The sequence below is a fragment of the Frankia sp. QA3 genome (assembly GCF_000262465.1).
Classification (GTDB): domain Bacteria; phylum Actinomycetota; class Actinomycetes; order Frankiales; family Frankiaceae; genus Frankia.
Genome location: NZ_CM001489.1, coordinates 1,036,595 through 1,055,416, shown reverse-complemented (window position 1 = coordinate 1,055,416; position 18,822 = coordinate 1,036,595). Strand labels below are relative to the sequence as shown.

Below are 18,822 nucleotides of genomic sequence, written 5' to 3'. Positions count from 1 at the left end.
GTTCGAGATCCCCCCATGTGTTCATCATCGCGACCGGCCGGGCGCCCATAGCAACCAACCCGGAACGCGAGGCAGCTTCACCTCGTCAGGACGGCCGAATTCCCGACGAGACCGAACTACGGCTCGGCGGTCAGGACGGGGGCGGTGTAGAGCACCGCCGGGTCCCGCGGGCCACCGGCGCCGTCGGTGAGGTTCGCCGAGTCGTGGGCGACGACGAGCAGCGTCCCGCCGGGCCCCACCAGGTCCGCGGCGCCGCGCAGCGCGGCCGATAGCGGGCGACCGCGTCCGGCCGATCGCGGCGGCAGGCCGCAGGCGGGGCTCGGCCGCCGGCGCCCGGTGAGCGGCCTCTGCGTCCGGGAAGTCACGCCGCCTGGGCGCCCGCGCGGCGGCGGGTGGCATCCCAGCCGGCCAGGGCGACGGCGACCAGGCCGAACACGGCGCCGGTGACGCTGACGGCGGTCCAGCCGCCACGGCTGTAGGCGGTGCCCGACGCGATCGAGCCGGCGAGGCCGCCGGCGAAGTAGGTCGCCATGTAGGCGGAGGTGAGCCGGCTGCGGGCCGCGGGGTTCAGCCGGTAGATCTCGCTCTGGTTGGCGATGTGCAGGCCCTGCGCCGCGAGGTCGAGGACGAGAATGCCGACGATCAGCGCGGCGAGCGAGTGGCCGCCGAGGCCGAGTGGCAGCCAGCCGGCGAGCAGCAACGCGGCCGTGCCCACGGTCGCCGCCCCGGCGCGCCCGCGGTCGGCGGCCCGGCCGACGAACGACGCGGCCAGCACGCCCATCAGGCCCAGCAGGCCGAACAGGCCGATGACGCCGGTGGAGTAGTGGTAGGGCGCCGCGGACAGCAGGAACGCCAGCGGCGTCCACAGTGCGCTGAACGCCCCGAACGACGCCGCCCCGTAGGCCGCGCGCAGCCGCAGCACCGGCTCGTCGCGCAGCAGCCCGACCACCGAGGCGATCAGCGCCCGGTAGCCGAGCCGCGGTGCCGCGGTGCGCGGCTCGGCCGGCAGCCGGGCGGCGAGCACGGCGCACAGCACGAGCTGGGCGGCCCCGGCGACCCAGAACGGGGTGCGCCAACCGCCGAGGTCGGCCAGGTAGCCGGCGACGGTGCGGGCCAGCAGGATGCCCAGCAGAAGGCCGCTCATCACCGTCCCGACGACCTTGCCCCGCTCCGCGTCGCCGGCCAGCGTCGCGGCGAAGGCGACGCCGATCTGCGCGGTCACGGACAGGGCCCCGACCGCGATGGCGGCGATCAGCAGCTGGGTGGCCGAGGCGGCGGTGGCGAGCACGAACAGGCCGACCGCCTGCGCGGCGACCAGCGCGGGAATCAGGCGGCGACGGGCCACGAGGTCGCCCACCGGGACCAGCAGGCACAGCGCCACCAGGTACCCGGCCTGGGTCACCGACACGACGAGACCGGCGGTGCCGGTGGACAGGCCCAGCGCCGCCCGGATCTCGCCGAGCAGCGGCTGGGCGTAGTACATCGCCGCCACGCACATGCCCGTGCTCACCGCGAGCAGTCCGACCAGGCCGTGACCGAGACCCGGCCCCGCCAGGGGCGCCGTGCCGCCAGAGGATGCACCGTCCCTGGACGCGCCGTCGGAGGATCCATGTGTCGTCACGCCGCCGTCGATCATGCCTTCAGCGTGCCGCGCCCCGGGTAACCTGTCCAACAGAACAATCAGCTTGGCTTCATCTGTCAGGGAGATGTATGGAGCTCCGCCAGCTCGAACACTTCGTCGCCGCCGCCGAGGAGCTGCACTTCACCCGGGCCGCGCAGCGGGTGAACATCGTCCAGTCGGGGCTGTCGTCGTCCATCGGCGCCCTGGAACGCGAGCTCGGCGCGAAGCTGTTCGTGCGCAGCACCCGCGCGGTGCGGCTGACCCAGGAGGGCGAGGTGCTGCTCACCCAGGCCCGTCGGATCCTGTCCGCCGCCGACGCGGCGCGCTCCGCGGTCGCCGGGGTGGCCGGCGGCATGGGGGGCCGGCTGACCGTCGGGATCATGCAGTGTTTCCGCCGTGGCCTCACCGAGGCGCTCGCCGCCTTCCACGCCGAGCACCCGCGGGTGGAGCTACGGCTCGTGCAGGCGCCCAGCGCGGACCTGCTCGACCGGGTCGCGGCCGGCGCGCTCGACCTGGCGTTCGCCTGCGCGCGGACGGCCCCGGCCGGCGTCCACCTGACCCCGCTGGACGACCGGCCGATGGTGTTCGCCTGCCACAGCGGGCACCGGCTGGCCGGCCGAGCGGCGGTGTCGCTGACCGAGACCGCCGACGAGGACTTCGTCGACTATCCGCCCGGCTGGGGGTCGCGCACGGTCGTCGACGCCGTGCTCGCCGACCATGGCCTGCGCCGCCGGCTGGCCTGCGAGGTCGGCGACACCGACACGCTGCTCGACCTCGTCGCGCACGGGCTCGGCGTCGCCGTCCTGCCGCCGAGCCTCGACACCCGCCACCGCGACGAGCTGCGGCTGATCCCGCTCGCCCCGCCCGTCCCCACCTTCCCGACGGGGATCGTCACCCCGGCCGGCGGCTCCTCGACCGCGGCCCGCATCCTGCTCGACACCGTCCTCGCCCGCCAACCTGCCCCGGTGGCCCGGTAAACGACCGGCACCGCGGTGCCCACAACCGCCCATGATCATCAGTGCCCGATCGCACGTCGTCAACAAAGTTGATTATCTTGTGAGGCGATGGAGGGCACGCCGCGGCGGATGCCGCGCCCAACGGGATGGCTCCGCATCGCAACCCCAGGTGCGGAGGACGGGCCAGGGTTGGCTGCCACTGTCGGCGTCTCCGGACAGCGGCTGCTGGGGGACCTGGCCGACGTCGTGGCAGGGCGAGGCGGGTTACGCGGGCGGCGCACGATCGAGTTGGCCGGTCGTGGCGGGTGTGTCACCGTCGGGCGATGCGCCGTTGGCTGTTCGCCGACCAGCTCGGGCCGCACTTCCTCGACGATCCCGACCAGCCGGTCCTGCTCGTCGAGTCGACCCGGGTGCTGGCCCGGCGGCGCTTCCACCGGCAGAAGGCGCAGCTGTTGCTCTCGGCCCTGCGGCATCGGGCGCGCGAGCTGGGCGAGCGCTGCGACCATCGGATCGGCGCGACCTACGGCGAGGTCGTCGCCGACTACGGCGAGCCCCTGGAGGTGCCCGACCCGAGCTCCTGGCCGGCGCGGCGCTTCGTCACGGACCTGCCCGGGGTGACGGTCGTGCCCACGGCCTACACCGCCACGAGCCGGGACGACTTCGCCACCTGGGCCGACGGCGGCGGCACCGGGACGGGCGGTCGGCGACGGCTGCTCATGGAGGACTTCTACCGCTGGCAGCGGCGCCGGTTCGGCGTGCTCATGGACGGCGACTCCCCCGTCGGCGGCCGGTGGAACTTCGACCACGACAACCGTCAGCCCCCGCCCCGGCGCCCCCACCTGGACCTGCCAGAGCCGTGGTCGCCGTCGGAGACCGAGGTCGACGCCGAGGTCCGGGAGCATCTCGAGCGGCTCGAACGCGACGGCCACGCCCGCTTCCGCGGCGCCGACGGCCCGCGCCGGTTCGCCGCGACCCGGGCGGAGGCGGGCCAGGCGCTGGACTGGTTCGTCCGCCACCGCCTCGCCGACTTCGGCCCCTACGAGGACGCGATGCTCGCCGGGGACTGGGCGATGGCCCACTCCACCCTCTCGCCGGCGCTCAACCTGGGCCTGCTGCATCCGCTGGAGGTCGTCGCCGCGGCGGAGCAGGCGTACCGGCGCGGCGAGGCGCCGATCGCCAGCGTCGAGGGGTTCGTCCGCCAGGTCCTCGGCTGGCGCGAGTACATCTGGGGGATCTACTGGTGGGCCGGCGAGGACTACGCCGACCGCAACGCGCTCGGTGCGCGGACCCCGCTGCCGCGCTGGTTCGACGACCTCGACGCGGACGCGGTCGGCGCCGCGTGCCTGTCCGACGTGCTCGCCGGGGTCCGCGACCGCGGCTGGGTTCACCACATCCCCCGGCTGATGGTGCTGGGCAACTGGGCGCTGCAACGCGGCTACGACCCGCGGGCCCTCACCGACTTCTTCCACGAGAGCTTCGTCGACGGCTACGCCTGGGTGATGGCGCCCAACGTCGTCGGGATGAGCCAGTACGCCGACGGCGGCCTGATGGCGACGAAGCCGTACGCGGCCGGTGGCGCCTACATCCACCGGATGAGCGACTACTGCGGCGGCTGCCGTTACCACCCGTCCCACCGCCTCGGCGACGACGCCTGCCCCTTCACCGCCGGCTACTGGGTTTTCCTCGACCGCAACGCCGAGGCGCTGGCCGCCAACCCCCGACTGCGCCGCCCGCTCGCGGGCCTCGCCCGCCTCGCCGACCGGGCCGCCGTCACCGCCGCCGAACACCACCGCGGCCCGGGCCCACCGTGACGGCAGCAGGCCCGGGCCGCGGGGTGCCGGCGGGCCGAGGCCGGCGGGCCGTCACCGGGCCGAGGCCGGCGGGGGTCGGCCGTGCTCCAGCAGCAGCGGGAGGAGCAGGTCGACCAGCTCGACACAGGCCGCGACGATCTCCGCGTCGCTGGCGGTGTCCGTCTCGAGGCCGTGCGCCAGCGCCTTCATGGTGATCGCGCCGTAGAGGCACTCGATGACGCGGGCCTGGGTACCCGGGTTGACGGGTTCGCCGCGCTCGGCGGCCCGGGCGAGCACCACGCCCGCGGCCCGGCGATGGCGATCGGCCACACCGGTGGTGACCTCGCGGGTGGCACGGCTCGCCACGGCCTCGACCGTGAGGCGCAGCGTCGCGAACCCGACGGGGTCGCGCAGGAAGCGCAGCATGTTCGCGCTCAGGGCGATCAGGTCGCCGCGCAGTGATCCGGTGTCGACGTCCTCGATCGTGCGGGATCGCGCCAGGACGCTGTCGACGAGGAGCGTGTCGCGGTCGGGCCAGCGCAGGTAGACCGTGGACTTGCCGACCCCGGCGCGCCGGGCGACGCCGTCGATGGTGAAGCCGGTCGCGCCGCGTTCGAGGTACTCGTCGATGGCGGCGTCGAGGATGCGCCGCTCGGCGTCGGCCCTGCGCGGCCGGCCTGGGGAACGCCGCGCAGCCGTCACGCCGTCACCCATGGATCTCCTCCCCGACGTGTCCCCGAGCCGATTCTCACCGTAGCGGCGAGCTGCGAGTTCCGCGGCGTCGATCTTGTCGCCAGGATTTACGGACGACTTTGTCCGATTCCTTGACACGTGAGGGGCGCCACAGTTCACTAAGGTTACTTAGTCATCCCACTCCTCCCCCTGGGCCACTCGGCCCCTGATCCGCTCACCCCTGATCCGCTCGCCTCTCAGCTGCGCGCCTCTCAGCTGCTCGCCCCTGATCCGCTCATCCACGCCGTCGTGCGCGCGGGAACGTCCCGAGGAGCCCCATGTCCGACATTGACCGCACCCCGCCGAAGGTCCACCTCCGCGTCAACGGCGAGAAACGTTCGTCCGGCTCGGGTGGCACCTACGGTCACGTCAACCCGGCCACCGGCGAGGTCGACGCGCAGATCCCGCTGGCGGACTCCGACGAGATCGACCTCGCCGTCGCCGCGGCGCACGAGGCGTTCCAGAGCTGGAAGCGGACCCCGCCCGCCCAGCGCCGCGCCCTGCTCGCCAGGCTCGCGGACCTGATCGAGGCCCACGCGGACGAGTTCGCCCGGCTCGGGGCGCTCGACAACGGCACGCCGCTCACCGTCGGAGCGGCCTTCCCGGTGCTCTCCGCGGAGTGGACCCGCTACTACGCCGGCTGGGCCGACAAGATCCAGGGCGACCTGACCGGCAATCCCGTCCACGACGGCGAGCTCGGTTACACCCTCGCCCAGCCGTACGGGGTCATCGGGATCATCATCACCTGGAACGGCCCGCTCATCTCGCTGGCGATGAAGATCCCCGCCGCGGTCGCGGCCGGGAACACCGTGGTGGTCAAGCCCTCCGAGCTCACCCCGTTCAGCGGGGAGCTGTTCATGGACCTCGTCGAGCAGGCCGGCTTCCCGCCCGGCGTCGTCAACGTCCTGCCCGGCACCGCCGAGGCGGGCGCGCAGCTCGTCGCCCACCCGCTGGTCAAGAAGGTCACCTTCACCGGTGGCCCGGCCACGGCGACCAGGATCCTCGAGGCGTGCGCGCCCAGCATGAAGCCCGCCGTGCTCGAACTCGGCGGCAAGTCCGCCAACATCATCTTCGCCGACGCCGACCTCGACGTGGCCTGCCAGCTCGGGACGACGTTCTCCCTCATCGCGCTCTCCGGCCAGGGCTGCGCCTTCGCGACCCGGATGATCATCCACGAGGACGTGTACGACGAGGTCGTCGCGCGGGTGACGCTGATCGCGCGGAACATCCCGATCGGCGACCCGTTCGATCCCGCCGTGGCGTCCGGTCCGGTCGTCAACCAGGCGGCCGTCGAGCGGATTCTCGGGATGATCGAGCGGGCCAAGGAGCAGGGCGCGACCCTGTTGGCCGGCGGAAGCCGGATCGACCGGGCCGGCTACTACCTCCAGCCGACGGTCTTCACCGACGTCGACCCGGAATCCGAGCTCGCCCAGACCGAGGTCTTCGGGCCGGTGCTGACGATTTTCAAGTTCCGGACCGAGGAAGAAGCGGTCGCGCTGGCCAACGGCACCCGGTACGCGCTGTCCTCCTACGTCCAGACCCGGGATCTGCAGCGGGCGCTGCGGGTCGCCGCCGAACTCGACGCCGGCGAGACGCTCATCAACGGCGCCACCAATCTGAAGGTCGGCCGGCCGTTCGGCGGATTCGGGCTCTCCGGCGTCGGCAAGGAGGGCGGCCGGCAGGGCATCGAGGAGTTCCTGCGCATCCGCAGCGTCGGCATCACCGTCTGACGCCGGTCGCACCTCGGCCGCGGCTATCCGTCGGCCGGTTCCCCGTCGGCCGGTTCCCCGTCGGCCCCGGCTTCACGTCGGCCCCGGCTTCACGTCGGCCCCGGTTCCCCGTCGGCTTCGGCTTCACGTCGGCCCCGACCTTTTCTTCGGCACGCGAGACAGGACAGGAACACATGACCGGAAAGCTCGAAGGGCGCGTGGCCTTCATCACCGGCGCCGCCCGCGGCCAGGGCCGCGCGCACGCCGTGCGCCTCGCCCGGGAGGGCGTCGACATCATCGGCGTCGACATCTGCGCGGACATCCCGTCGATGAACTACCCGTGCGGCACCTGGGCCGAGCTGGAGGAGACCGCCGACCTGGTGGGGAAGGAGGGCCGCCGGGCGATCATCGGCAGGGCCGACGTCCGTGACCAGGCCGCGCTTCGGGCCGTCTTCGACGAGGGGTACGCCGCGTTCGGTCGGGTCGACATCATCCTGGCCAATGCCGGCATCCTGCGGGTCGGCGACAGCGTCGACCCGGCACGCGAATGGCAGGACACCATCGACATCCTGCTCACCGGCACGTTCAACACCGTCCAGGTGGCCCTGCCGCGCCTGCGGGAGGGTGGGCGTGGCGGCTCGATCGTCATCACCTCCTCAAGCGCGGGGCTGAAGGGCACCGCGAGCGAGGAGCCGAGCGCCCAGGCCTACACGGCGGCCAAGCGGGGGCTCGTCGGCTACATGCAGGTGCTGGCCAACCAGTACGCCGCCGAGATGATCAGGGTCAACACCATCCACCCGACCGGAGTCGTCTCGGGGATGACGATGAACGCCGCGATGCAGGCGGCGATGGCGAAGGCGGACAGCAACGTCTCCGCGATGCAGAACGCCCTGCCGATCCCCATTCTTCAGCCTGAGGACATCGCGGGCGCCGTGGCGTACCTGGTCTCCGACGAGGCGAGGTTCATCACCGGGACCCAGTGGGCGCTCGACGCCGGCTTCTCAGTCCGCTGACGGCCCGGAACGACTGAGGAGAATGCGCGATGACAACGCCCACCACCGAGCTCACCGACCACCGCATCGTCGGAGTCGGCACGGTCGGCGACGCAGGCGACCGCTTCGGCGCGCTGCGTGCCTTACACCGCGTCGTCAGGGTGACCGAACCCGACCGCTCCTACTGGATGGTGCTGGATCACAATCTCGTGCGTGAATGCCTGCAGAATCCGGCGGTCTTCTCCAGCGAGGTCATCACCCCGCTCAGCCCGGACCCGCCGCTGTCGATGATTCCCATCCAGCTCGATCCGCCTGAGCACACGCAGTGGCGGCGGCTGCTGGCGCAGTACTTCTCCCCGCGCACGATGGGGCTGCTGCGGCCGCGCCTGGAGGAACGCACCGCCGAGCTCGTGGCGGCGATCCGCGCCAGGGGCGACTGTGACTACGTCGAGGACTTCGCGCTGGAGCTGCCGACGGTGGTCTTCCTCGAGCTGATGGGGCTGCCGATCGACGAGTTGCCGACCTTCCTGGAGTGGGAGAAGCAGGCGCTCGCCCCGACCGACAACGGTGACTTCGACAAGGATCGGCAGATCGGCGGGATCTTCTCGGTCGTCGGATACTTCCAGGCCGAGATCGCCCGTCGGCGGGAGAGCGGCGAGCGGGGGGACGGCCTGCTCGGCGCGATGCTCGACTGGGAGCTCGACGGTGCGCCGGCCCCCGACGACGCGCTGGTCAACTGCTCCCTGCTGCTTTTCCTGGCGGGCCTGGACACCGTGGCGATGAGCCTGTCCTTCGCGATGCACCACCTCGCGACGCACGACGCCGACCGCCGGCACGTCGCGGCGCTGGCCACCGCCGGTGAGTCGCTCGACGGCGTCGTCGAGGAGCTGCTCCGGTTCTACGCCGTGCCCGAGGTCGGCCGGAAGGTGAAGCAGGACATCGAGATCGGCGGCCAGCAGCTGCGGGCCGGTGATCTCGTGCTCTTCCCGCTGGTCGCCGCGAACCGGGACGAGGCGCTCGTCGCCGGCGCGGGCACCGTCGACCTCGTCTCCCGGCCGCCCGCCCCGCACCTGGCGTTCGGCGCTGGCCCCCACCGATGCCTGGGGTCCCACCTCGCCCGGATCGAGATGAACGTCGCGCTCGCCGGCTGGCACCGCGTCATCCCGGACTACGCCCTGCGCGAGGGCACCACGCCCCAGGCGTACTGGGGCAACGTCCACGGCATCTTCTCCCTGCCCCTGGCGGAGTTCGGGCCCTGACCCGGCGGAAAGGACGACCGATGAGGAAGGACGACCGATGAGGATCGTGGTCGACGCCGGGCTCTGCTCGGGCCACGCCCGCTGCAACGCCACCGCCGAGGACCTCTTCCCCCTCGACGACCTGGGCTACGTCGCCGTCACCGACCCGCAGATACCGCCAGGCCAGGACAAACGCGCCCGTGATGCCGTCGCCGCCTGCCCCGAGCGCGCCCTGAGCCTCGTCGACGAGTGACGGCAGACGGAGCCCTCGTAGGCTGATCGCCTGACCACCGGTCGGGTACGGATGGGCCCGATCTCGCTGCCAGGAGGATGTGACGTGCTCCTACGACGCGTGGTGACGGGTGTGGGCCCGGACGGTGCCGGGATCTTCGTCCAGGACGGGCCGGCGCCCCATGTGATCACCAACGACGACCGGCCAGGCCTCGAGGTGAGCTACCTGTGGTCCACCGAGGAGCCGCCCTCGGTGCCCGGCAGCGGCGCGGAAAGCACCCGGCTCGACCAGGAGCCCGTCCCGCCTGTGGGGGGAACCCGCCTCATCTCCGTGACGTATCCGCCCGGGTTCGGGCCTCGCGAGCCTGCCGCGAGGCCGCCCGCGGACGTCGACGACGCGGCTGCCGCCCCGTTCGACGACAGTCTGCTTCACACGACGGAGACGGTCGACTACGGCGTGGTGCTGCGGGGTGAGATCTGCATCGTGCTGACCGGCGGCGAGGAACGCGCGCTTGCAGCCGGGGACGTGCTGGTCCACAACGGCGCCGCGCACGGCTGGCGCAACCGCCGCGACGAACCCGCGGTCGTGCTCTACGTGATCGTGGGAGGTCGAGCCGTCGAGCGCTGAGGAGAACGTCACCGACGGAGGTGTGGAACGCTGCATCTGTGGCGGATGCGAACAATCTGATCGATGTGGCGGCGCTGACCGGCTGGTTGGACGAGCACGTCCCGAGTCTGGGCGACGGGCCCCTGAGGACGGCCCTGGTCTCCGGCGGGTCGACCAACCTGATCCTGAGCCTGGACCGGGGCGGCCGGAAGGCGATCTTCCGCAGCCCGCCCCTGGCGGGCAGCCCGCAGGGCGCACGCACGATCCAGCGCGAGGCCACCGTCCTGCGCGCGCTGACCGGGACGGACGTGCCGAGCCCGGAGTTCCTCGGCTTCTGCGCGGACGAGTCGCTGCTCGGGGTCAGCTTCTACGTCATGGAGCTGGTGGACGGCTGGGCGGCGACCATCACCGCGGAGAACGAGACGATCTGGCCGGCGGGTTTCGACGGCGGCCCCGACCAGCACTACATCTGCTGGGCGATGACCGACGGGCTGGTCGCGCTGGCCAACCTCGACTACACCGCGGTCGGGCTGGGCGGGTTCGGCCGGCCCGAGGGGTTCCTTGAGCGCCAGCCGGACCGCTGGCTGGGCCAGGTCGACGGCTACCAGCGGCGCTACCCGAAGTACGAGCGGCGTGACCTGCCCGGGTTGACGTACGTGGCGGACTGGCTGCGGGACAACGTCCCCGCGGGGTCGCGTCCCGCGCTCATCCACGCCGACTACGCGCCGAACAACGCGCTGTTCCACCACCGCCCGCCGGCCCGCCTCGCCGCGATCATCGACTGGGAGACCGCGACCATCGGCGATCCCCTGCTCGACCTCGCCGCCTTCGCGAACAACCTCGTCACCGAGGCGGAGGACGACGGCGCCATGCGGTACTTCGCGCCCGGGCGCTTCCCGCACCGCGACGACGTCATCGCCTACTACGGCGAGCGGACCGGCCGCGACGTCTCGACGATCGGCTACTACTCGGTGCTCGCCAAGTGGCGCGCGGCCTGCATGATCGAATACAAGGTCGCCGAGTCGATCCAGGGGCTGTCACCGAAGGCCAAGGGCGACCGCTTCGACGCCATCGTCCGCCGCCTGCTCCTCGACTCCGAGGCCCTGGCCCGCTCCCTGACCTGACCGCCAGACCCGCCGGCACCAACCACCGCCGCTACCGCCTGTTTGTCACCTCCAGACGAACGCCCCCAGCGCAGGCATGCCACCCCATGAGCTGACCAAGGCCGGCTGGTTGGCCCCTGGCTGCGGGCCGACGAGACCGAACCTCTGCCCGCAGCGGTGGTCAGACCTGCGCGGACGCGGCGAGGAGCTCGTCGGTGGCCTGGCGCAGGCGGCGGCGGGCGGCGGGGTCGTACGCCTGGGCCAGGGCGAGGGTCTGGCCCAGGCCGGCGAAGTAGCGGCCGGTGCCCGTGGCGGCGGCGGGGCCGTCGATCAGGTTCAGGGTGGCGTCGCCGCCCTCGGCGACGGTGCTGCTCACGGGGGATCCGGCCTGGCGGACCATCGTGGTGTCCATGAACGTCGCGGGGTGCAGGGCGTCGACGGTGACGCCGGTGCCGGCCAGCTCCTCGGCCAGGTCGAACGTGCCCATGATCTGCGCGAGCTTGCTGCGGCGGTAGGCACGGACGCCGTCGTAGTCGCGGGTGGTGAGCAGGTCGGCGAAGTCGAGCGGCTCCTGCCCGGCGGAGGCGACGTTGACGATCCTCGCCGGGGCGGACCGGGTCAGCAGCGCCAGCAGCAGCCGGGTGAGCCGGTAGCCGGCCAGGTAGTTGACGGCGAAGCGCAGCTCGATGCCGTCGGCGCTGGTCTCGCGGGTGGCGCCCGGCGTGCCAAACCCGACGCCGGCGTTGTTCACCAGCACGTCGAGGCGGTCGGTGTGCCGCTCGACGTCGGCGGCGAGGCGGGTGACGTCGCCCAGGTCGGCCAGGTCGGCGAGCAGCACCGCCGGCTCGGGGCCGCCGGCGGCCTCGATGCGGGCGCGCACCCGCTCGGCGCGCTCGGCGTCCCGGCCGTGGACGAGCACCCGCCAGCCCGCCGCGCCCAGCCGCTCGGCGAGATGGGCGCCCAGGCCGTCGGTCGCACCGGTGATGAGAATCGCTCGCCCGTCCATCGCGTGTTCTCCCGCTCGGTCGATCTTGGATTTCGATTGGTCGCGGATCCCGGTTGTTCCCGGGAACCCTGCCACTGCCTTCCTGCGGAAAACCCGCCGGCCGCCGCCGGTCTTCCGCGGCGATCGTGGATCGCCGGCCTGATCCTCGACGCCATCCCCCTGCCGATCCCCGGGGCGGCAGGCTCCTGACTTGTCCGGTGCCACGTCACCACCGCCGCCGGCCACCTGGCTGGCCACCCTGACGTCACCGAGCCCGAGGGGTGATGCTGCGGCCGGCTGCGACCAGGCGGCGAAACCGATCAGCCGAGCACACGGGTAGGAACGTTCGGTGCGGGAATAGGCACTATCAGTGATCGCCAGGTGTCGCCGAACCGGGACGACCTGAGGGCGCGGTCACCGGTCCGTCTGCGCGCGAGCCGGCGCGTGGGTTGCAGCGTGCGAGCCGGCGCGTGGGTCTGCGGCGTGCGACGGGCCGAGGGTTCCCGACAGCGCAAGAGACCCGACAGCGCAGGAGAGAGGTCGATCCAGATGACCACGACCGTGGAGCACGGAAGCATCACCGGGACGAAGGACACCCAGTACGACCTGCTGTGGTTCACCGAGATCTGCCTGAGCAACGCACTGCGGCTGGAGACCTACGCCGCCGACGCCGAGCGCGACGGCGACCAGGAGCTGCGCGACCTGTTCCGCCGGGCGCAGACCGAGAGCCGCAAGGGCGCCGAGCAGGGCAAGCAGCTCCTGCGCAACCGGCTCTGACCGCCGGCGGTTCCGGCCCCCGGCGGCGTCACGGCGCGCCGGGCGGGACGAACGGAAGGCCGGGCGGGGCTCCCTCGTCGAGCAGGCGGCGCAGGGCGGCGGTGTCGAGATGGTCGGCGACCAGATCACCGAGGACGTCGAGGCGGCGTCGACGCACGTCGGCAAACCGGGTGCGGGCGGGTACGAACGCCCGCCCGGCCGCGCGGGCGACATCGGTGAGGTAGGCGCGGCGGAACTCGTCGTTCTCCAGCAGCCCGTGCCAGCTCGTGCCGGCGACCGCGCCGACCCGGACCCCGTCGGCGGCGAACGGCTCCGCGGCGGGATGGTCGGCGATGGCCAGCCGGCCGTGGCGGATCTCGTAGCCGGTCAGCGGGCGACCTTCGGCGTCGGTCGCCGCGCGGCGGCCGAGCAGCTTCGACGCCTCGAACGTGGTCGTCACCGGCAGCAGGCCGAGGCCGGCGACCTCCCCCGCACCCGACTCGACGTCGTCGTGGATGCGCCGGCCGAGCATCTGGTAGCCGCCGCAGATACCCAGCACCGGCCGGCCGGCGGCGACGCGGGCGGCGACGGCGTCGGCGAGCCCGCGGCGGCGCAGCCAGCGCAGGTCCTCGACGGTGGAGCGGGTGCCGGGCAGCACCACCAGGTCGGCGTCGGCCAGCTCGTCCGGCCCGGTGACCAGCCGCACCACGACGCCCGGCTCGGCGCGCAGCGCGTCCAGGTCGGTCACGTTCGACAAACGGGGCAGCCGAACCACCGCCACCCGCAGGCTCTCCCGCCGCCCACCCTCCCTCGTCGACGCCTTCTCCCCCGCCGACGCGCCCATCTCCGCCGACGCGCCCATCTCCGCCGGCGCGCCCGCCCCTGCCAGCCCGGAGTCGGCGTCCGGCTCGGCGTCGGGCTCGGCGTCGGGGTAGGAGGCCAGGTCGAGGGAGTCCTCGACGTCGAGCCAGAGGCCGGAGCGGAACGGGACGACGCCGTGCACGGGGCGGCCGGTCAGCGCCTCGATCTGGCGCAGCCCGGGTTCGAGCAGCCGGGCGTCACCGCGGAAGCGGTTGATCACCCAGCCGGCGACGAGGGCCTGATCTGCGCGGTCGAGCAGCGCCAGGGTGCCGAACAGGGCGGCGAAGACCCCGCCCTTGTCGATGTCGCCGACGACGATCACCGGCAGGTTCGCCGCGCGGGCCAGGCCCATGTTCGCGATGTCGGTGGACCGCAGGTTGATCTCCGCCGGCGACCCGGCGCCCTCGCAGATCACCGCGTCGAACCGGCCACGCAGATCGTCGAGACACTCCAGGACGATCTTCGCGAGCCGTTCCTTGTGCGGACGGTAGCCCAGGGCGTCGACCTCGGCGACGGGACGGCCCAGCACGATGAGCTGGCTGTGGCGGTCGCCGCCCGGCTTGAGCAGCACCGGGTTCATCGCCGCCTCCGGCTCCACCCCGGCCGCCGCGGCCTGCATCGCCTGCGCCCGGCCGATCTCCGCCCCGTCCGCGGTGACGGTGGAGTTCAACGCCATGTTCTGTGCCTTGAACGGCGCGACGCGCACGCCCTCGCGGGCCAGCCACCGGCAGATGCCCGCGGTCAGCACGCTCTTGCCGGCATCCGACGCCGTTCCGGCGACCAGCAGTCCCCCGCTCACCGGCGCCACCCCCCCTCGACCACGGTGCGGCGCGCCCGGCGCGAGCCGGCGGCCAACAGCGCGCCCGCCGCGCCGCCCGGGCAGCGCCGTCACCGCGAGGCACAGCGCGCTGACCGCGCCGGACAGCCGCGCGGCGGCGACGACGTCTGCGCCCCGCGGCGGGCGGCCGAACCCCAGCTCGGGCCGGTGTTCGACCCGGTACGGATAGCGCACCTCCCCGCCGAGGCGCAGACCCACCGCCCCGGCGAACGCGGCCTCGGCCATCCCGGCGTTCGGGCTGGGGTGGGACCGGCCGTCGCGGCGCATCACCCAGAACGCGTCGGCGACGCTGCCCCCGACGACCGGCGCGCACACACAGGTCGCCACCGCGCACAGCCGGGCCGGCAGCAGGTTCACCAGGTCGTCGAGGCGGGCCGCCGCCCAGCCGAACCGTTCATAGCGGTCGCTGTGATGGCCGATCATCGCGTCGAGGGTGTTCACCACCCGGTAGCCGGCCAGCCCCGGCAGCCCGGCGAGCGCCCCCCACCACAGCGGGGCGACGACGGCGTCGCAGGTGTTCTCGGCGATCGACTCGATCGCGCCGCGGGCGATCCCCGCGGCGTCGAGCTGCGACGGGTCCCACCCTTCACAGCGTCGGCAGCCGCTGCCGGGCGGTGGCCAGGTCGTCGGCGAGCAGCTCCGCGCCGAGGCGCCTGCCCTGCCGGCGCAGAGACGCCCCGCCGAGCACCATCCAGGTCACCGAGGTGGTCATCGCGACCGGCGCGGCCGGCGCGACCGCCTCGCCGCCGCCCGCCCGTGCGCAGGCGCGCTCGGCGACGGCGGCGGGCACGGCGACCGCGGCCAGCAGCACGGTGGTGTGCGAGCGCCCCGGCCGCGCGGTCGTCCCGGTAGAGCAGCCGTTCGAGCCGGCCGGCGGCCCGCCCGAAGCCGGCGACCGGATGCAACCGCGCCGGATCGGCGAGCAGCGCGTCGAGGGCCGCGCCGAGCATCAGCCCACCGACTCGCGCCACCACACGCCGACGCCCCCAACCGCCAGAACGCACAGCACCGCCAGAACGCACAGCACCGCCAGAACGCACAGCACCGCCGGACGTGGCCGCCCCGCGCCGACCCACCGCACCGTCCACCGGCACCGGCTCAGACACTGGTGGCGTAGGCGACGACGCCGCGGCGCAGCGCGTCCATCGCGGCGCGGGCGGTGCGGCGCACCCGGGAGTCGTCAGGGGCGACCTTGGCGATCTGGTCGAGCAGGTCGAGCAGTTGGCGCATCCAGCGGACGAAGTCGCCGGCGGTCAGCTCCAGTCCGCTGTCGGTGAGGACCCGTTCCAGTGGCCGGCCCACCGCCCAGTCGTGGGCGGCGGGGACGAAGCCGAGCTCGGGCGGGCGCAGGAACGCCAGCCGGTGGCCCTGCTCGGTCTCGGCGAGCCGGAACGCCAGGCGGCCCATCTCGTCCAGACAGTCGCGCAGCGCCGCGCCGCCGGGCAGCGCCGGGACGCCCACGTCGTCGCCACGCGGCTCGAAGACCAGGCTGGACACGGCGGCGGCGAGCGCCGGCGCGCTCAGGTCCTCCCAGATGCCGGTACGCAGGCACTCGGCGACCAGCAGGTCCTGCTCGGAGTAGATGCGCGCCAGCACCCGGCCGGCGTCGGTGACCGTGTCGCCGTCGAGGTAGCCGAGCTCCGCCAGCGCCGCGCGGACCCGGTCGAACGTCTTCGCGACCGTGTTCGTGCGGCCCTCGACCTTCCGCGAGATCGCCGTGGTCTCCTTGACGAGCCGGTTGGCCTGCTCGGCGGAGCGCAGATGCTCCTCGCGCCGCGGGCAGTCGTGCACCGGGTGGGCGCGCAGCGCACGGCGCAGCCGGGCGAGCTCGGCGTCGTCCGCGGCCGCGGAGCGCGCCTTGGCCCGCCGGCCGGGCGGGCCGTCGGGGTCGACGTCCGCGGCCCGCAGCGAGGAGGCCAGATCCCGGCGGGACTGCGGCGAGCGCGGGTTGAACGACCGCGGCACCCGGACCCGCCCGAGCGGCTCCACCGCGACCGGGAAGTCGACCAGCGACAGCCGCCGCACCTGCTTGTCCGCGGTCAGCACGACGGGACGCGGCCCGTCGGCGCCGATCGCACCCGCGTCGGCGTCGAGGACGACGGCGAGCCCGCTGCGCCGCCCGGCGGGCACCCGCACGATGTCGCCGGTGCGCAGCCGGCCCAGCGCCGCCGCCGACTCGGCGCGCCGGCGCGCCGACCCTTCCCGGGACAGCGCCGCCTCCCGCTCGCGGATGTCGCGGCGGATCCGGTCGTACTCGGCGGCGTCCCCGCGGTCGCAGCTCAGCTGCGCGCGCATCTCGTCGATCGCCTCGGTGTTGCGCCGCACCACCCGCGCGAGACCCACCACGTCCCGGTCGGCCTGGAACTGCGCGAACGACGATTCGAGCACGGTGCGGGCCCGATCGGCGCCGAGCCGGCCGACGAGGTTCACCGCCATGTTGTAGGAGGGACGGAACGACGAGCGCAGCGGATAGGTGCGGGTGGAGGCGAGCCCGGCGAGCGCCAGCGGGTCCAGCCCCGGCTGCCACAGCACGACGGCGTGCCCCTCGACGTCGATGCCACGGCGGCCGGCACGGCCGGTGAGCTGCGTGTACTCCCCCGGGGTGATGTCGACGCGGCTCTCGCCGTTGAACTTCGTCAGCCGTTCCAGGACGACGGTGCGGGCCGGCATGTTGATGCCGAGCGCCAGGGTCTCGGTGGCGAACACGACCCGGACCAGCCCCTGGACGAACAGCTCCTCGACGATCTCCTTGAACGTGGGCAGCATCCCGGCGTGGTGGGAGGCGATGCCCCGCTCCAGGCCCTCCAGCCACGCCCAGTAGCCGAGGACGCCGAGGTCGGACTCGGGGATCCCGGCGGTACGCTCGCGGACGAGCGCCCGGATCCGCTGCTGCTCGGCCGGCCCGACCAGCCGCAGCCCGGCGCGCACGCAGGAGGTGACCGCGTCGTCGCAGCCGGCCCGGCTGAACACGAACACGATCGCGGGCAGCAGGCCGTCGCGGTCGAGGCGTTCGACGACCTCCGGCCGACCCGGCACCCACATGCGCCGCCGCGGTCCGGGCCCGCCGCGGCCCCGGCCGTTGCCGTAGCCGCCGGGCACCGCCCGGCTCTCCTCGCGGGCGAGCCGGACCAGGTCGGGGTTGACCACTCGGCCACCCACCGCGGCCGTCGCCCCGCGGGCCCCGCCGCCGGGACGAACGCCACCGCCCGACCGAGCGCCACCGGCGGGCCCGCCCGCGCCGTTGCCCTCGGCACGCGCCGCCGGCACCGACGGCGACCAGGCGCGAGCCCCGCCTGCGGCGCGCCCCCGCCCGTCGCGGCGCCGGCCGCGCTCACCACCGCGGCCCCGGTCCCGGGACCGCCCGCCCGCGCCGCGGGACTCCCCCGCCCCGCCGGACCGGGACGGGCCGCGATCCCCGGCAGGGCCGGCCTCGCCGGACGGTGACGCATCCCCGGGCGGTGCCGACGCGGCGGACGGTGATGCTTTGGCGGACGGTGATGCTTTGGCGGGCGGTGACGACTCGCCGGGGATGATCGCGCCGGCGGAACCGCCCGCGGGCGGGGAACCCCAGCCGGGCCGGGCGAGCTCCTCCTCGGACACCGCCCGGGCGAGCGCCGGCGCGCCGGGACCGTCCTCGAGGAACAGGTCGTGCAGGGTGCGGTCGGCGAGGACGTGCTGCCATAGCGGCACGGGCCGGTGATCGCTGACGATGACCCGGGTGTGCCCGCGGACGGTGACGAGCCACTCGCCGAACTCCTCGGCGTTGCTCACCGTCGCCGACAGCGACACCAGCCGGACGTGCGCCGGCAGGTGGATGATGACCTCTTCCCACACGGCGCCACGCTGGCGATCGGCGAGGTAATGCACCTCGTCCATGACCACGTAGGCAAGGTTGTCGAGGCCGCCGCCGCCGACCGGGCCGGCGTAGAGCATGTTGCGCAGCACCTCGGTCGTCATGACGACGACCGGCGCGGAGCCGTTGCGGGACGTGTCGCCGGTCAGCAGGCCGACCTTGTCGGCGCCGTAGCGGGCGACGAGGTCGGTGTACTTCTGGTTGGACAACGCCTTGATCGGCGTCGTGTAGAAGCAGCGCGTTCCCGTGCTTAGGGCGAGGTGGGCGGCGAACTCGCCGACGACCGTCTTGCCCGCTCCCGTGGGCGCCGCGACCAGGACCCCTTCGCCTGCCGCCAGCGCCGACAGCGCCTCGAGCTGGAACGGGTCGAACCCGAAGGGGAGGCTGGCGGCGAACTCCACGAGAGCCTCAGGCGTGGAGGACACATTGCCACCCTACGGGACGCGGCGCCCGCGCACCGGCCGCCACGGCAGGTGGGGATGCCCGTTGCGCGGGCCGCGGGGCGAGGCAACCGCCCCGGGCCGACCGGTGGGCGGTCGGCCGGGCGGCC

Annotated in this window: 16 protein-coding genes and 1 pseudogene; 9 read left to right on the top strand and 8 right to left on the bottom strand. The window is 73.8% G+C overall.

All coding sequences use genetic code 11. From position 1 onward, the window contains the following. Positions 1–116: 116 nt before the first annotated feature. Positions 117–365: a hypothetical protein gene (locus FRAQA3DRAFT_RS35730; protein WP_035920553.1), complete on the bottom strand. Its 249-nt coding sequence runs from the start codon at positions 363–365 to the stop codon at positions 117–119. After that, entirely contained in the window at positions 362–1,636 is a 1,275-nt protein-coding gene (locus tag FRAQA3DRAFT_RS04120) for an MFS transporter (protein ID WP_009737811.1), read from the bottom strand. The genes FRAQA3DRAFT_RS35730 and FRAQA3DRAFT_RS04120 overlap by 4 nt, the downstream gene beginning before the upstream one ends. 74 nt (positions 1,637–1,710) lie before the next feature. Between FRAQA3DRAFT_RS04120 and FRAQA3DRAFT_RS04115 the strand changes: the two genes are divergently transcribed. After that, positions 1,711–2,598, top strand: a complete 888-nt coding sequence (locus FRAQA3DRAFT_RS04115) for a LysR family transcriptional regulator (RefSeq protein WP_009737810.1) — start codon at positions 1,711–1,713, stop codon at positions 2,596–2,598. Between the two features lie 302 nt (positions 2,599–2,900). Then, complete coding sequence (locus FRAQA3DRAFT_RS04110) at positions 2,901–4,388, top strand: cryptochrome/photolyase family protein (RefSeq protein WP_009737809.1); 1,488 nt, start codon at positions 2,901–2,903, stop codon at positions 4,386–4,388. Positions 4,389–4,439: 51 nt separating this feature from the next. On the opposite strand, the gene FRAQA3DRAFT_RS04105 is transcribed toward FRAQA3DRAFT_RS04110, so the two are convergent. Then, positions 4,440–5,081 carry a TetR/AcrR family transcriptional regulator gene (locus FRAQA3DRAFT_RS04105; RefSeq protein ID WP_009737808.1) on the bottom strand — a complete coding sequence of 214 codons (642 nt, stop codon included), beginning with the start codon at positions 5,079–5,081 and terminating at the stop codon, positions 4,440–4,442. A gap of 296 nt (positions 5,082–5,377) precedes the next feature. Here FRAQA3DRAFT_RS04105 and FRAQA3DRAFT_RS04100 point away from each other — a divergent pair, with 296 nt between their 5' ends. The 6 genes from FRAQA3DRAFT_RS04100 to FRAQA3DRAFT_RS04075 all read left to right on the top strand — a co-directional run bounded on the left by FRAQA3DRAFT_RS04100 (position 5,378) and on the right by FRAQA3DRAFT_RS04075 (position 11,000). After that, entirely contained in the window at positions 5,378–6,829 is a 1,452-nt protein-coding gene (locus FRAQA3DRAFT_RS04100; RefSeq protein ID WP_009737807.1) for an aldehyde dehydrogenase, read from the top strand. Positions 6,830–7,002: 173 nt separating this feature from the next. Then, positions 7,003–7,821, top strand: coding sequence for a mycofactocin-coupled SDR family oxidoreductase (locus tag FRAQA3DRAFT_RS04095; RefSeq protein ID WP_009737806.1), 819 nt, complete (start codon positions 7,003–7,005; stop codon positions 7,819–7,821). A 29-nt stretch (positions 7,822–7,850) separates the two neighbouring features. Continuing rightward, positions 7,851–9,059: a cytochrome P450 gene (locus FRAQA3DRAFT_RS04090; RefSeq protein ID WP_009737805.1), complete on the top strand. Its 1,209-nt coding sequence runs from the start codon at positions 7,851–7,853 to the stop codon at positions 9,057–9,059. Between the two features lie 37 nt (positions 9,060–9,096). Next, positions 9,097–9,291 carry a ferredoxin gene (locus tag FRAQA3DRAFT_RS04085; protein WP_009737804.1) on the top strand — a complete coding sequence of 65 codons (195 nt, stop codon included), beginning with the start codon at positions 9,097–9,099 and terminating at the stop codon, positions 9,289–9,291. A gap of 84 nt (positions 9,292–9,375) precedes the next feature. Continuing rightward, positions 9,376–9,897, top strand: coding sequence for a cupin domain-containing protein (locus FRAQA3DRAFT_RS04080; RefSeq protein WP_009737803.1), 522 nt, complete (start codon positions 9,376–9,378; stop codon positions 9,895–9,897). A 38-nt stretch (positions 9,898–9,935) separates the two neighbouring features. Beyond that, positions 9,936–11,000, top strand: a complete 1,065-nt coding sequence (locus FRAQA3DRAFT_RS04075; protein ID WP_009737802.1) for a phosphotransferase family protein — start codon at positions 9,936–9,938, stop codon at positions 10,998–11,000. Positions 11,001–11,160: 160 nt separating this feature from the next. Here the strand turns inward: FRAQA3DRAFT_RS04075 and FRAQA3DRAFT_RS04070 are convergent, their stop codons facing one another. Further along, positions 11,161–11,985 carry an SDR family NAD(P)-dependent oxidoreductase gene (locus FRAQA3DRAFT_RS04070; RefSeq protein ID WP_009737801.1) on the bottom strand — a complete coding sequence of 275 codons (825 nt, stop codon included), beginning with the start codon at positions 11,983–11,985 and terminating at the stop codon, positions 11,161–11,163. Between the two features lie 528 nt (positions 11,986–12,513). Between FRAQA3DRAFT_RS04070 and FRAQA3DRAFT_RS04065 the strand changes: the two genes are divergently transcribed. Next, positions 12,514–12,741 (top strand): hypothetical protein, encoded by a 228-nt coding sequence (locus FRAQA3DRAFT_RS04065; protein WP_009737800.1) that lies wholly within the window; start codon positions 12,514–12,516, stop codon positions 12,739–12,741. A 28-nt stretch (positions 12,742–12,769) separates the two neighbouring features. Here the strand turns inward: FRAQA3DRAFT_RS04065 and FRAQA3DRAFT_RS04060 are convergent, their stop codons facing one another. The 4 genes and pseudogenes from FRAQA3DRAFT_RS04060 to FRAQA3DRAFT_RS04050 all read right to left on the bottom strand — a co-directional run bounded on the left by FRAQA3DRAFT_RS04060 (position 12,770) and on the right by FRAQA3DRAFT_RS04050 (position 18,697). Next, on the bottom strand, positions 12,770–14,380 hold the full coding sequence (locus FRAQA3DRAFT_RS04060; RefSeq protein ID WP_035922155.1) for a cobyric acid synthase: 1,611 nt from the start codon (positions 14,378–14,380) through the stop codon (positions 12,770–12,772). A 183-nt stretch (positions 14,381–14,563) separates the two neighbouring features. Beyond that, positions 14,564–14,947, bottom strand: a pseudogene (locus FRAQA3DRAFT_RS38395) (cobalamin biosynthesis protein); the annotation flags it as partial. 58 nt (positions 14,948–15,005) lie between these two features. Continuing rightward, positions 15,006–15,230 carry a hypothetical protein gene (locus FRAQA3DRAFT_RS36630; RefSeq protein ID WP_063820780.1) on the bottom strand — a complete coding sequence of 75 codons (225 nt, stop codon included), beginning with the start codon at positions 15,228–15,230 and terminating at the stop codon, positions 15,006–15,008. Positions 15,231–15,517: 287 nt separating this feature from the next. Then, entirely contained in the window at positions 15,518–18,697 is a 3,180-nt protein-coding gene (locus FRAQA3DRAFT_RS04050; RefSeq protein ID WP_035920551.1) for an RNA helicase, read from the bottom strand. Positions 18,698–18,822 lie beyond the last annotated feature (125 nt).